This is a genomic window from Pseudomonas sp. KH_017, assembly GCF_057840285.1.
Map to the genome: position 1 here is coordinate 2,031,733 of NZ_CM174509.1, position 13,295 is coordinate 2,045,027.

Genomic DNA, 13,295 nt, shown 5'->3' on the forward strand with positions numbered 1-13,295 from the left:
GATCCACAGGATTACGTTCGACGTGAAAAACTCCACCGCTAAAAACAACAAACTCCCCTGGTTGCCGCTGGCCCTCGCGCTGGCGGTCAATATTGCGCTGCCCCAGGCCTTCGCTGCCGACGGCATCCGCATCCCGGCGCAACCCTTGGGACAAGCCCTGAGTCAGTTGGGCCAGCAAACCTCGCTTCAGGTGTTCTTCAGCCCTGAACTGGTTGCCGGCAAGCAGGCCCCGGCGGTGGATGGCAACCTTTCTCCGGAAGACGCGCTGCGCCAGTTGCTGCAAGGCAGCGGCCTGCAATACCAGATCGATGAAGGTTCGGTGACGTTGATGCCGGCGCCCGCTTCGGCGGCCAACGGCCCATTGGAACTGGGCGTGACTGACATCAAGGTGGTCGGCGACTGGCTCGGTGATGCCGATGCCGCTGTGGTGCAGAACCACCCTGGCGCGCGGACGGTGGTGCGCCGCGAAGCCATGGTCGAGCAGGGCGCGATGAACGTCGGCGAGGTACTCAAACGTGTCCCGGGCGTGCAAGTGCAGGACGCCAACGGCACCGGGGGCAGCGACATTTCCCTCAACGTTGGCGTGCGCGGCCTGACTTCGCGCCTGTCGCCTCGCTCCACCGTGCTGATCGACGGCATCCCGGCGGCTTTCGCGCCTTACGGCCAGCCGCAACTGTCCATGGCGCCGATTTCCTCCGGCAACCTCGACAGCATCGACGTGGTACGCGGTGCCGGCTCCGTGCGTTACGGACCACAAAACGTCGGCGGCGTGATCAACTTCGTGACCCGCGCGATCCCGGAAAAAGCCTCGGCTGAAATCGGCACCACCCTGGAAACTTCGCAGCACGGTGGCTGGAAGCACATCGACACCGCGTTCATGGGCGGCACCGCTGACAACGGCATGGGCGTGGCGCTGTTGTACTCCGGAGTGAACGGCAACGGTTACCGTGAAAGCAACAACGGCAACGACATCGACGACGTGATCCTCAAGACCCATTGGGCGCCGACCGATGTCGACGATTTCAGCCTCAACTTCCACTACTACGACGCCAAGGCCGACATGCCCGGCGGCCTGACCCAGGCGCAGTACGACGCCGACCCGTTCCAGTCGGTGCGCGACCACGACAACTTCAGCGGCCGCCGCAAGGATGTGTCGTTCAAGTGGGCGCGGCAGATCGACGATCGCACACAGGCCGAAGTGCTGACCTACTACACCGACAGTTTCCGTGGCAGCACCATTGCCTCTCGTGACCTGAAGACACTCAATTCCTATCCGCGCAGCTACTACACCTACGGTATCGAACCACGGGTGTCCCACGTCTTCGATGTCGGCCCGACTACCCAGGAAGTCAGCGTCGGTTATCGCTACCTGAAAGAGGCCATGCACGAAGAGGCCAGTCGTGTGGCGCTGGTCAACAACGAGCCAGTGGTGCGTCCGGGGGCGGACGGCCATGTCTATCAGGACCGCACCGGTGGAACCGAGGCCAATTCGGTCTACGTCGACAACAAGATCGACGTTGGCAACTGGACCGTTACCCCGGGTATTCGCTTCGAGCACATCAGCACCGATTGGCACGACCGCCCGGTACTCGACACGGCCGGTAAACGGGTGCCGGAGAAAAAACGCAGCATCGAAAGCAACGAACCGCTGCCGGCCTTGAGCGTGATGTATCACATGTCCGATGCCTGGAAATTGTTCGCCAACTACGAAACCTCGTTCGGCGCGCTGCAGTATTTCCAGCTGGGGCAGGGCGGTATCGGTGATGAGCCCGCCAACGGCCTGGAGCCGGAAAAGGCCAAGACCTACGAAATCGGTACGCGCTACAACGATGACGTGTGGGGCGGGGAAGTGACGCTGTTCTACATCGACTTCGACGACGAACTGCAATACATCAGCAACGATGTGGGCTGGACCAACCTCGGCGCGACCAAGCACCAGGGTATCGAAACCTCTGTGCATTACGACATGGCCGCGCTGAACCCGATACTGGACGGCCTGACCGCCAACGCCGGCTTCACCTACACCCGTGCCACCTACGAAGGTGAGATCCCGGGCTTCAAGGGCCGTGACCTGCCGTTCTACTCCCGTCAGGTGGCCACCGCCGGCCTGCGTTACGACGTCAACCGCTGGACTTACAACCTCGATGCGTTCGCCCAGTCCAAGCAGCGTTCGCCGGGCACCGGCGTGAACGCCGATGGCAGCTTCAACGGCAACTACATCACCGAAGGCACCGCTGACGGCCAGTTCGGTGATATCCCGGGTTACGTGCTCTGGAACGCACGTGCCGGCTATGACTTCGGTCCGCAGGTGTCGAACCTGAAACTGGGGGCGGGGGTGAAGAACATCTTCGACAAGCAGTACTTCACCCGTTCCAGCGACAACAACTCGGGCATGTACGTCGGTGCGCCGCGCACGTTCTTTGTGCAGGCCAGTGTCGGGTTCTGATAGACCGAGACATTCGGCGTCCTGAGCGTTCCCGCAGATCTTTCGTTCATCTGCGGGACCTGTTGTGCCTTTACTCCGGGAGTTGGAATTCGGCAACGGGGGAAGGATTACCTGCCAGGTCTTCAGTTTTCAGACAAACCTTCATCGGGCCGCCTTTGACGTTAACCTTAAATACTCCAATTGACGGCTGCACTTCTTTGTATCCCCGTTCGTCGAGGCAGTCGGTTTCCCCGCTTGGACCTGCTTTGTATTGATATTTATAGGCGTCCAGATACGGATTGATCGGAAAGGCTCTGATCGCGTAGATGAATGGGGTGTTCGGATTCTGCCAGAAGGAATAAACAGGAATGACCTCGTTCGGTTCCTCCATCATCCACCGCCAGTGAATCCTGGCGTTACGCGCGTCCAATGGCCCCGGCACAACTGACTTCTGGTCTTGCCCCATGATGCACAACAGGTACATGCCCGCACCGTCTCGCAGCTCTTGACGCCACTCGTTCTGGCCATTCGTATTGCTTTTGAGTGCTTCGCTGTAGCCACTGGTTACCGCACATTCCTCGAGCGTGCGGGTGAACTTGTATCGGTAAAATGGGCGATCTACCTCGAACGTCTGGGTCCATAGCCACGGGATGACCTGCCCGGAAGAGTCACGTTCAAGCTTGATATGCCAGTTCGCAAGCGCAGTGGTGGCGAAAGTGAAGGCCGGGCCCAGGGGGCATGCTGCGTTTTGGCGATCGAATTGACCCTCGTCAAAGCACTCCAGCAATCCAATGGCCTGCGTCGCGTAGTTGGTGTCCGGCTTTTTGTTCACCTGGCCTTCGACCACTTCACAAGGGGCGCCACTACTGCAACGTGATTGCCCACTGCCTCGCGTCGTCGTGCCGATCACAGCCAGTATTTCGTTGTTGTAACGCCCCAGTAGCGGTGAACCTGAGATACCACTCACAACATCCAGGCAGCGGGAAACAATCTGGTCATGCCATGCCCAGGAACCTTCGATGATGCTTGCCGATTTTTCCTGTGGGCAGGCCATTCGTTGAACGTGGCTTGACTGGGGAGCACCGACGATCAATACATCGTCCTCTGCGGGCAGTTTACTTGCCAACTTCAATGGTCGTACACCATCACTTATCAGTTGGCCGATAGTCTGGTCTAGTTGGAGGATTGAAATATCCTGTCCGCGGATGGTACTCCAGTTAATTCGAATCACTTGATAGGGCTTGCTGGTTTCAATGGTGTCTTGAAAGTAATTGAAGATAACTTGTCCCGTAGTGTCGACGTTTTCCAGAACTTTGTTGGGATTAAGGTTCGTGCAGTGTCCGGAGGTCAGTACATAGGCCGGAGTGTCCAGCTCTTCGGCTGTCTGGCGGGTATCAATCAATGTGCCTGAGCAGGTCATACCGTAGTCGGTTACGACGCGGCCAATCGATTGCCAGTGATCGTACCGGCCTTTGTCATTGTTCAAGAGTTGCGCGTTTGAAAAATTTGGTGTGCCCTCACCCCAATCCGTATTGTTTTCCATAGAGCCAGTTGCCGAAGTGCTGGTGCTGGCAAGGGCGAAGATTAAGAAGAGTGTAGATTTATTGTTTTTCGGGTATTTCATATTGTTCATCCTGAGTTGGGTTTTTCAAACTCAGAGTGAACCAAAGTTGCTCGCGCCGTATACTTTGAAACTGTCAGGAGTTTTGTATTTTTCCAATCAATTAGTACTGGCTTGAAACCTTGGCGTGTTCAGACCTTCAACACCTTCCCGCCAATCGCCACCGCCACCAGCAACAGCGCCATCAAGGCAAAGGCAAAGCTCAAGCTGCTGCCATGGGCGACGAAGCCGATGACGGCGGGGCCTGCCAGGATGCCCGCATAACCCAAGGTGGTAATGGCCGGCACGGCGATGCTTTCGGGCATGACCGTCTGCTTGCCGACCGCGGTGTACAGCACCGGCACAATGTTCGAGCAACCGGCCCCCAGCAGCGCATAACCCACCAGCGCTGCCTCCCAACTTGGCGTGAACGTCGCCAGAAACAAGCCTGTGGCGGCTGTCAGCCCGCCGAACACAATCACCCGCGTCGCGCCCAGGCGTCGCACGATTTTGTCACCGGTCAAACGCCCGGCCGTCATGGTCAGGGCAAACGCCGCATAACCGAGCCCCGCATACGCCGTGTCGATACCACGTTCCTGCGTCAGGAACACCGCGCTCCAGTCCAGCGCCGCGCCTTCGGCGAGGAACACGATGAAGCACATGCCGCCGATGAACAGGACGATGCCATGGGGCACCGCAAAGGCCGGCCCCGAACTCTCGCTGCCGTAGGGCAACAGATGCGGTACGGCCTTGACCAGTGCGATCAGCAGCAACACGATCACCACCAGCGTGGCCCCCAGGGGTGAAATCCCCAGGCCAAGCAACCCGCTGACACCCGCCGCACCGACAATCCCGCCCAGGCTGAACAGGCCATGGAAACCCGACATCATGTTTTTGCCGCTGGCGCGCTCGACGATCACCGCTTGCAGGTTGACCGTCGAATCCACGGTGCCGAGCCCCGCGCCGAACATGAACAACGCGGCGATCAGCGCCGGAATCGACGACACCGTCGCCAACAGCGGCAGGGCGGTACAGATCAGCAGGGTCCCGCCGGCCGTCACCCTCCGGCAGCCGAAACGTGTGGACAGGATCCCGGCCAATGGCATCGCCAGGATCGAACCCACCCCCAGGCACAGCAGCAGCAAACCTAGGGTGCCTTCATCCAGTCCGGCCCGGGCCTTGGCGTAGGGCACCAGCGGCGCCCACGCGGCGATGCCGACCCCGGCGATGAAAAAGGCGATGCGCGTGGACATCTGTTCCAGGCGGCCGGGAACGAAGGTGGTCTGGCTGTTGAGGCTGGTCATAACAATCCTTGGCAAAAAACGTCGCGTCCTCAACGGACAGTGATCGGCCGGTGAGGGTTCGATCAGTGGCCGGAAAGTTTTACGGTCAAACAGGGCGACATCCTTGCACAGTGCCGCTGTTTTTCGCGATATGTTGAGCCATTCCAATGACACGCGGAGGGCGCCATGGCGCAGCGGTACGATGCACGGGGCAATATTTACATCGTGGTAGCGCCCGAAGAACTGCGCTGCCAGGGTATCGACTTGCCCGATCAGGCCAGCCAGGCAGCGCAAACCCTTGAAGCCTGGGCGCTAACCGCGATCGAGGCTTGCTGCAGCTGGGCTCCAGGCACTCAACCGTCCGGCAGCAAGGATCATCGCAGCGACGGTTTGCTGGTCGGGCCGTTTCAGTCGTCGCCTCCCTTTGATCTGTTGATCGTCAACACCGATGGCACCCTGGCCGAGCGCAGTGGCAACGGGCTGACGATTTTTTCCCAGGCCCTCAGCGATCAAGGGCTGTTGCCGAAGGATGAAGCCTGTCTGCTCAGGGTTCATCACGACAAGGCTGATACGCCTTCGCCGGGGCAGACTTCGGTTAAGGCCGCACAAGTCGAGGGCGTAATGGGTTTCTGGCTCGACCTGGGACAGCCCGGGTTCGGGCCGTCGGCGGTCAGTGCTGTCGGCGTTGAAACGATGCTGTTGAATGGTCGCGAACTCAGCCACGTTAAACAGTTGTCAGCACTCAATGGCGCATGGTCGCGCAGCCAGTTCGTGCGGGTCGGGAATCCCCATTGCGTGACGCTGGTGGAAAGCGCCGGGGATCTGCCAAGCAACGAGCAGATGCGCGAGCCGGCGCTGGGTGAGGGGCTGACGCGAATCGCCTACGCCATGCCGGTCGGTGCAGGCAAACCTTGTCCGGCGGGAATCAATCTGCAATGGGCAATGCGCTTGTCCGAAGGGCACATCGCCGCGCGGGTATTCGAGCGGGGCGAGGGGCCGACGGCATCGTCGGGGACCAGCGCCAGCGCGGTGGCCTGTGCGGCGTGGCGGGCAGGTTGGGTCAGCGCCGGGGAGGTGAAGGTGACGATGCCGGGTGGCACGGCGCCGATCTTGCTGGAAGAGGAGTTGGGGGAATTGAGTCGGGTCAGCCTGTTTGGTACGGCTCGGTTAATCGATTGACTTCAAAATAGCCTTCGCGAGCAAGCCCGCTCCCACATTTAACCGCGTTTGTCTGGACAACTCGGTCAATTGTGGGAGCGGGCTTGCTCGCGAAGAGGCCTGCCCCGTCAACACCAGACTCAGCTCAGCTCACTGAACTCCACCACCGGCATCGTCCGCTTCATCAACACCTTGCCATCGCGCACCGAGTACAGCGGCAACCCCTGGCTGCGGATCACCTCGTAATCACTCTCTGCCGACAGAATCAGCAGGTTCGCCGGCCGCCCGCGCTCCAGGCCATAGCGGTCGCCGAGGTTCATGGCTTTGGCGCTATTGTCCGTCACCAGGTCCAGCGCACTTTGCAGGTTGCGATAACCGAGCATGTGGCAGATGTGCAGGCCGGCTTCGAGCACCCGCAGAATGTTGCCATTGCCCAGCGGATACCACGGATCGACGATCGAATCCTGGCCGAAGCACACGTTCATGCCCGCCTCCAGCAACTCGTTGACCCGGGTCACGCCACGGCGTTTCGGGAAACTGTCGAAGCGACCTTGCAGGTGGATGCTTTCGGTGGGGCAGGAGACAAAGCTGATCCCCGAATGCCCGAGCAAGCGAAACAGTTTGGCGCAGTAGGCGTTGTCGTAGGAGCCCATGGCCGTGGTGTGGCTGGCCGTGACCCGCGAACCCATGTCGCGGCTGCGGGCCTCTTCGGCGAGCACTTCGAGGAAGCGTGAATGCGGGTCGTCGGTTTCGTCGCAATGCACGTCCACCAGGCAACCGCTGCGTTCGGCCAGGTCCATGAGGAACTTCACCGAGCTGACGCCCTGATCGCGGGTGTATTCGAAATGCGGAATGCCGCCTACCACGTCGGCGCCCATGCGGATGGCTTCTTCCATCAATTCGCGACCATTGCGGTAGGATTCGATGCCTTCCTGAGGGAATGCGACGATTTGCAGGTCGACCAGGTGCCGGCTTTCCTCGCGCACTTCGAGCATGGCCTTGAGCGCGGTCAGTTGCGGGTCGGTGACGTCGACGTGGGTGCGCACATGCTGGATGCCGTGGGCGGCGAGGGTCTGGATGGTTTTTTTCGCCCGGGCCTTGGTGTCTTCGTGGGTAATGGTCGCCTTGCGTTCGCCCCAGCACTCGATGCCTTCGAACAGCGTGCCGCTCATGTTCCAGCGCGGCTCGCCGGCGGTCAGGGTGGCGTCGAGGTGGATGTGCGGCTCGACAAAGGGCGGCACCACCAGTTTGCCGCCGGCATCCAGATCGCCAGGGCCCAGGGTCGGGGCTTCGATCTGACGGCCGATGCTGCTGATCAGGCCGTTTTCCAGGTACAACTCATGCAGGCCTTCCTGGTTGCGCAGACGGGCATTGATGATGTGCATCGGGCGAGTCCTTTTGGTGAATCGTGTAGGCAATATCCTTACGTTAGCTCGCCTGCGGCGAATCCCGCCAGTGACATTGATCACCACCGTTCAAATGTGGGAGCGGCGGTGCGGCGATCCGACTTGCTCGCGAAGGCGGTGTGACTGTCAGCATTGATGGTGACTGACACGGCCTCTTCGCGAGCAAGCCCGCTCCCACAGGGGATTGGGTTTGTTCAGGTAGATTGTTGCAGGGGTAAAAACCGCATAAGAGCGGCGACTACCGCTTCGGGCGCGTCTTCCTGAACCAGGTGACCGGCGTTGGGTATCGGATAAAACTGCGATCCGGGAATCATCTGCTGCAAGGTCCGCCCGCGTTCGATGGGAATCCACTGGTCGTCTTCACCCCAGAGAGTCTGCACCGGGCAGCGAATCGTCGGGTACAGGCCCTCGGCCTCGCAGGTATAGCGCTCGTCCATCTGTGCGATCTGCCGGTAGAACGCCGCTTGCCCCGGCTCCCCCAGCCACGGCTTCACGTACGGCGCGAGTTCGTGGTCCGGGATTTCCCGCTTGATCGCCCCGCGAATATAGGTCGGCACGATGGCGCGCTGGATGTAATCGGGCAGTCCGCTGAACGCCGCTTCATGCTGGCGCACATGCTGCACGAACGGCGAACCCCACGGCGTCAACGCCACCGGGTCGATCAGTGTCAGGCTGCGGTAATCCTTGCCATTGAGCAGGTGCGCGCGCAGCGCTGTGGCGCCGCCGAAGTCGTGGGCCACCACGTCGGGGCGATCCAGGCACCAGTGCTCCAGCAACTGCGCCAACAACCGGTTTTGCACACCCAGCGAGACATCGTCGTCGGGTTGTGCGGACTGCCCATAGCCCAGCAGATCGAAGTAGTAGACGCGGTGAGTGGCCGTGAAATACGGCGCGATCCGGTGCCACACGAAAGAAGAAAAGGGCGTGCCATGCACGAACACCAGCGGCGGGCCGTCGCCGCGCACGGCGTAGCGTACCTGATGTCCGTTGAAGTCGAAGACCTGATCCAGCGGCCAGTCAGTCATGGGCTTGTCCTCTTGGCGGGGGGAAGAGGCAAAAAGCATAGGCATAAAAAACCACCTATGAAGGTGGCTTACTTGATCGACTGACGAAACGCATTCCCTTGTGGGAGCGGGCTTGCTCGCGAAGGCGGTTTTTCTGGCACCTTGATGGTGACTGTGCCGACGCCTTCGCGAGCAAGCCCGCTCCCACAGGACGGCGGTTTATTCGCCGCGATAGATGCAACCGCTGGTGCAGGTCTCGTGGATACGGATCGCGCTGAGTTCCGGCAGCAGAGGCTTCAATTCCTGCCAGATAAACTTGGCCAACACTTCGCTGGTCGGGTTTTCCAGGCCGGGAATGTCGTTCAGGTAGTTGTGGTCCAGGCGCTCGTACAGCGGCTTGAAGATCGCCTTGATTTCCGAGAAGTCGCGGATCCAGCCGGTGTGCGGGTCGAGGTCGCCGCTCAGGTGGATTGCCACTTTGAACGAGTGACCGTGCAGACGCCCGCACTTGTGGCCGTCCGGTACGTGGGGCAGGCGGTGGGCGGATTCGAAAGTAAATTCCTTGAAGATTTCCACAGTGATTTCAGCTCTGTTCAGGTGGCGTTCGCCGCAGCGATTCGGGCAGGCGGCGAGTTTACCAGTTTGTCCTGACTAAAGGGTCAGCAAGCGCTCGCCGAGGCGACCGTTGGCGGCCAGTTCGAGGAATTCGTCGCCCAGGCGGCGGCTTTCGTCCATGGTCGTGCGCCAGTATTTCTGCCGGCTCGGGGCATCGCCCATGAAGCGCTTGAAGTCGTTACGGTCCGGCAGTTTACCGTAGGGCAGGCGCGCCAGGTATTCCTTCGACGGTGCCAGCAACAGCACATTCTGCAAGCGAGCCGGGCAGGCGCGGCGCCACGGCAGGGTCTTGTCGAACCAGCCGGGGATCACCCGGTCGGTGAAGTGCGGGTACAGCACGATGTCGTTGCCGCTGTAGGGCAGGTCCAGGTGGTAATCCAGCAGACCGCCGTCGCGGAAGGTGCCGGCGCCGGCGCCCGGCAGGTCACGCACGCCTTCCATCACCATCGGGATCGAGCCCGAAGCCAGCAGAGCCTGGCGCAAATTGCCGGCATTGAGGGCGACGAAGCGCGACGGGAAGTCATTCAAGGCATTGACCGGTGGCGCCAGGCGCGGGTCGTGGATGATCAGGCGTTCGAAGTGCCGTGCCAGCCGCGCCCGGCCGCGCAGGTTGTCGGCGATGACCGATGACAGGCCCAGCCCGAGGCGGCCGCGATGATCGTCGGCCAGCAGGCCGTGGCTTTTGACCACCATGATGTTCAGGCGGTAATCGTTGTTACTGAGGATCGAGGCATCGCGACCGTCGAGCAGATCATCGAGCATGCGCTGTGAGCTCTGGCTGATCTGCGCCATGGTCACGCCCTTGGCAAAGTGTTGCTCGGTGTACAGCTGCCCGAGACGCCGGATGCCCTCGGCGGCGTCCGGCAGGCAGGCGCTGGCGAAGCGCCAGGAACCTACTGATGCGCCAATCAGCGAGCGCTCCCGCGGTGCTGCCGGCAGCCACTCGCCGAACAGCGCCAGGTCCAGACCCTGAATCCCCAGCGCCTTCGGACCGCCGGCAGCGCCAGGCAGGGTGCCGACGTCGGCGGCGTTCAAGCCGTTGTCACGGATGCGCGCAAAGGCTCGTGGACCGGCCTTGAGGGTCAGGGAAGGGAACTTGATGTGGATGGCGGTCATTGCGCTCTCGATGTATGGCAAGCGGGGATTATGTGGGAGCGGGCTTGCTCGCGAAAGCGGCCTGACATTCAACAGAGATAGTGACTGGTAGGGCCCCTTCGCGGGCAAGTCGGATCGCCGCACCGCCGCTCCCACAGGGGGCTGGGGTGTCAGCAATGATGGCAATTCAGTTTCAATTAAGTTCAGCGGGTTAGGGTGGCTCGCCTGGACCCCGACACAACGCTGGAATAGCGCGACGCTGGTACCATTATGGCTTTCGAGAAGTTCACACCACTCGCACTGGGCATGGAATTAGACCCGGTCAGCGGGCAGTGACTCAAGGATCATCAGGATTGGTAATGAAGGTGTTTCTACTCAATCGATGTGTCGCACGCCGGATGGCGCTGCTGCTTCTGGCATTTTGCTCGGCAGTGATGGCCCGCGACCTGGATCAGGATGAAGCCCTGCGCCTGCGTCAACAGGGTGTGATCCTGCCGCTGGAGCAACTGCTGCTGCAGGCGATGGATCGCTACCCCGGTGCGAAACTGCTGGAAGCCGAGCTCGAAGAAAAACACGACGTCTACATTTATGAAGTCGAGTTGCTGACCCCTGAAGGCGTGGTCCGAGAATTGGGCATCGACGCCACCACCGGCCGTTTACTCAAAGACAAGGAAGACTGATCCATGCGTTTGCTGCTGGTGGAAGACCATGTGCCCCTGGCCGACGAACTGCTGGCCGGCCTCAACCGCCAGGGTTATGCGGTGGACTGGCTGGCCGATGGTCGCGATGCGGTGTATCAGGGCAGTACTGAACCTTACGACCTGATCATCCTCGACCTCGGTCTGCCGGGCGTGCCGGGGCTTGAGGTGCTGGCGCAATGGCGCGCGGCGGGTCTGGCCACGCCGGTGCTGATCCTGACGGCCCGGGATTCCTGGGCCGAACGCATCGAGGGCCTCAAGGCCGGCGCCGACGATTACCTGACCAAGCCATTCCATCCCGAAGAGCTGTTTTTGCGCATCCAGGCGTTGCTGCGCCGCTCCCATGGCCAGGTCAACCAGCCAACGCTCAAGGCCGCCGGGCTGCATCTGGACGAAGGTCGCCAGTGCGTTGTCCGCGACGGTGCAGACATTCAGCTGACCGCCGCGGAGTTTCGCCTGTTGCGTTATTTCATGCTGCACCCCGAGCAGATCCTCTCCAAAAGCCACCTCGCCGAACACCTCTACGACGGTGAAACCGAGCGCGATTCCAATGTGCTGGAAGTCCACGTCAACCACTTGCGCCGCAAGCTCGGCAAAAGTGTGATTGAAACCCGTCGCGGCCAGGGCTACCTGTTCGGCGGGCAAGCCCGGTGAGATCGATCCAGCGCCGCTTGAGCCTGGGCCTGATCAGCGTGATGGTGGTCGTTGGCCTGGTGCTGGCGCAAACCAGCCTGTGGCTGTTTGAAATGGGGTTGCAGCGCTACCTCGAAGCCGGGTTGCGCAATGACAGCGAGAACCTGCTGGCGGCACTGGTGCGCGGGCCGCAAGGCTTGCAACTGGATGAGCGACGTCTGTCACCGGCCTATCAGCGGCCGTTCTCCGGGCATTATTTCCGCATCGACTTCACCGACGGCCATTGGCGTTCCCGCTCCTTATGGGATCAGGAACTGCCGGCGCTCGATCACCCCGGTCTGCACGGCAACCTGCAACTGGGGCCGGAAGGGCAACAGTTGCTGGTGCTGCGCACGGACTATCGACGTTCGGGGTTGCCGATCTCCATCAGTGTTGCCGAGGATTACACGCCGATTCGTGAAAGCTTCCGGCGCATGCAACAGCTCGGGTTGGGCCTCGGTTTGACAGCGCTGTTGCTGGTTCTGCTGCTGCAACGGATCACCGTGCGCCGCGCCTTGCGTCCGCTGGAACAGGCCCGCGAGCAGATCGCGCAGTTGCAACAGGGCCAGCGCTCGCAACTCGATGATCAGGTGCCGGTGGAACTGGAGCCACTGGTGGCGCAGATCAATCACTTGCTGGCCCACACCGAGGACAGCCTCAAGCGCTCACGCAATGCCCTGGGCAACCTCGGCCACGCCTTGAAAACCCCGCTGGCGGTGCTGTTGAGCCTGGCTTCAAGCGAGCAACTCGACGCGCACCCGCAACTGCGCAAGACCCTCAAGGAACAACTGCAACAGGTCGAGCAACGGCTCAATCGCGAACTCAATCGTGCGCGGTTGTCCGGCGATGCGTTGCCGGGCGCACTGTTTGATTGCGATGGCGAACTCCCCGGGTTGCTGGCCACCCTGAACATGATCCATGGCGAACACCTTGCGCTGAGCTATCGCGCACCGGCCGGCCTGCAGTTGCCCTGGGATCGTGAAGACCTGCTGGAGCTGTTGGGCAACCTGCTGGATAACGCCTGTAAATGGGCGGATGCCGAAGTTCGCCTGAGTGTGGCTGAGACTGCAGAGGGCTTTGAACTCAGCGTGGAAGATGACGGCCCGGGCATTCCCGAAGAACGTCGCGATCAGGTGTTTGGCCGAGGTACGCGGCTGGATGAGCAAACCCATGGGCATGGTTTGGGGCTGGGTATCGTGCGTGACATCGTCGATAGCTGGGGCGGCAAACTGTCGTTGCTGGAAAGCGAGTGGGGCGGGTTGAAGGTTGTCATCGAGTTGCCTAAACACTGAGATCCACTGTGGGAGCGGCGGTGCGGCGATCCGACTTGCTCGCGAAG

The 13,295-nt window shown here is 61.1% G+C and carries 11 protein-coding genes; 5 read left to right on the forward strand and 6 right to left on the reverse strand.

Going from position 1 to position 13,295, the window contains the following annotated elements:
* The first annotated feature begins 22 nt into the window (after positions 1 to 22).
* Positions 23 to 2,446, forward strand: coding sequence for a TonB-dependent siderophore receptor (locus tag AC3IT6_RS09235; protein WP_489354963.1), 2,424 nt, complete (start codon positions 23 to 25; stop codon positions 2,444 to 2,446).
* Between the two features lie 70 nt (positions 2,447 to 2,516).
* On the opposite strand, the gene AC3IT6_RS09240 is transcribed toward AC3IT6_RS09235, so the two are convergent.
* Both AC3IT6_RS09240 and AC3IT6_RS09245 read right to left on the reverse strand, forming a co-directional pair.
* Positions 2,517 to 4,049, reverse strand: a complete 1,533-nt coding sequence (locus AC3IT6_RS09240; protein ID WP_489354964.1) for a trypsin-like serine peptidase — start codon at positions 4,047 to 4,049, stop codon at positions 2,517 to 2,519.
* A gap of 128 nt (positions 4,050 to 4,177) precedes the next feature.
* Positions 4,178 to 5,329 carry an MFS transporter gene (locus tag AC3IT6_RS09245; protein WP_489354965.1) on the reverse strand — a complete coding sequence of 384 codons (1,152 nt, stop codon included), beginning with the start codon at positions 5,327 to 5,329 and terminating at the stop codon, positions 4,178 to 4,180.
* A 165-nt stretch (positions 5,330 to 5,494) separates the two neighbouring features.
* Here AC3IT6_RS09245 and AC3IT6_RS09250 point away from each other — a divergent pair, with 165 nt between their 5' ends.
* Entirely contained in the window at positions 5,495 to 6,487 is a 993-nt protein-coding gene (locus tag AC3IT6_RS09250; RefSeq protein WP_489354966.1) for a diaminopimelate epimerase, read from the forward strand.
* A 119-nt stretch (positions 6,488 to 6,606) separates the two neighbouring features.
* Here the strand turns inward: AC3IT6_RS09250 and codA are convergent, their stop codons facing one another.
* From codA to AC3IT6_RS09270, 4 genes are all read right to left on the reverse strand, one after another.
* Positions 6,607 to 7,851 carry a cytosine deaminase gene (gene codA / locus AC3IT6_RS09255; protein ID WP_489354967.1) on the reverse strand — a complete coding sequence of 415 codons (1,245 nt, stop codon included), beginning with the start codon at positions 7,849 to 7,851 and terminating at the stop codon, positions 6,607 to 6,609.
* Positions 7,852 to 8,066: 215 nt separating this feature from the next.
* Positions 8,067 to 8,897 (reverse strand): alpha/beta fold hydrolase, encoded by an 831-nt coding sequence (locus tag AC3IT6_RS09260; protein ID WP_489354968.1) that lies wholly within the window; start codon positions 8,895 to 8,897, stop codon positions 8,067 to 8,069.
* 198 nt (positions 8,898 to 9,095) lie between these two features.
* Positions 9,096 to 9,452 carry a 6-carboxytetrahydropterin synthase QueD gene (gene queD, locus AC3IT6_RS09265; protein ID WP_046042818.1) on the reverse strand — a complete coding sequence of 119 codons (357 nt, stop codon included), beginning with the start codon at positions 9,450 to 9,452 and terminating at the stop codon, positions 9,096 to 9,098.
* 75 nt (positions 9,453 to 9,527) lie between these two features.
* Positions 9,528 to 10,607 (reverse strand): patatin-like phospholipase family protein, encoded by a 1,080-nt coding sequence (locus AC3IT6_RS09270; RefSeq protein WP_489354969.1) that lies wholly within the window; start codon positions 10,605 to 10,607, stop codon positions 9,528 to 9,530.
* Between the two features lie 338 nt (positions 10,608 to 10,945).
* Between AC3IT6_RS09270 and AC3IT6_RS09275 the strand changes: the two genes are divergently transcribed.
* From AC3IT6_RS09275 to AC3IT6_RS09285, 3 genes are read left to right on the forward strand one after another with little or no spacing between them, the layout of a single operon-like run.
* The gene (locus tag AC3IT6_RS09275) at positions 10,946 to 11,266 is read left to right on the forward strand and encodes a PepSY domain-containing protein (RefSeq protein WP_150725789.1); all 321 of its coding nucleotides are present in this window, start codon (positions 10,946 to 10,948) and stop codon (positions 11,264 to 11,266) included.
* 3 nt (positions 11,267 to 11,269) lie between these two features.
* On the forward strand, positions 11,270 to 11,938 hold the full coding sequence (locus AC3IT6_RS09280; protein ID WP_150725790.1) for a response regulator transcription factor: 669 nt from the start codon (positions 11,270 to 11,272) through the stop codon (positions 11,936 to 11,938).
* On the forward strand, positions 11,935 to 13,248 hold the full coding sequence (locus AC3IT6_RS09285; protein WP_489354970.1) for a sensor histidine kinase: 1,314 nt from the start codon (positions 11,935 to 11,937) through the stop codon (positions 13,246 to 13,248). Before AC3IT6_RS09280 ends, AC3IT6_RS09285 begins: the two co-directional genes overlap by 4 nt.
* Positions 13,249 to 13,295 lie beyond the last annotated feature (47 nt).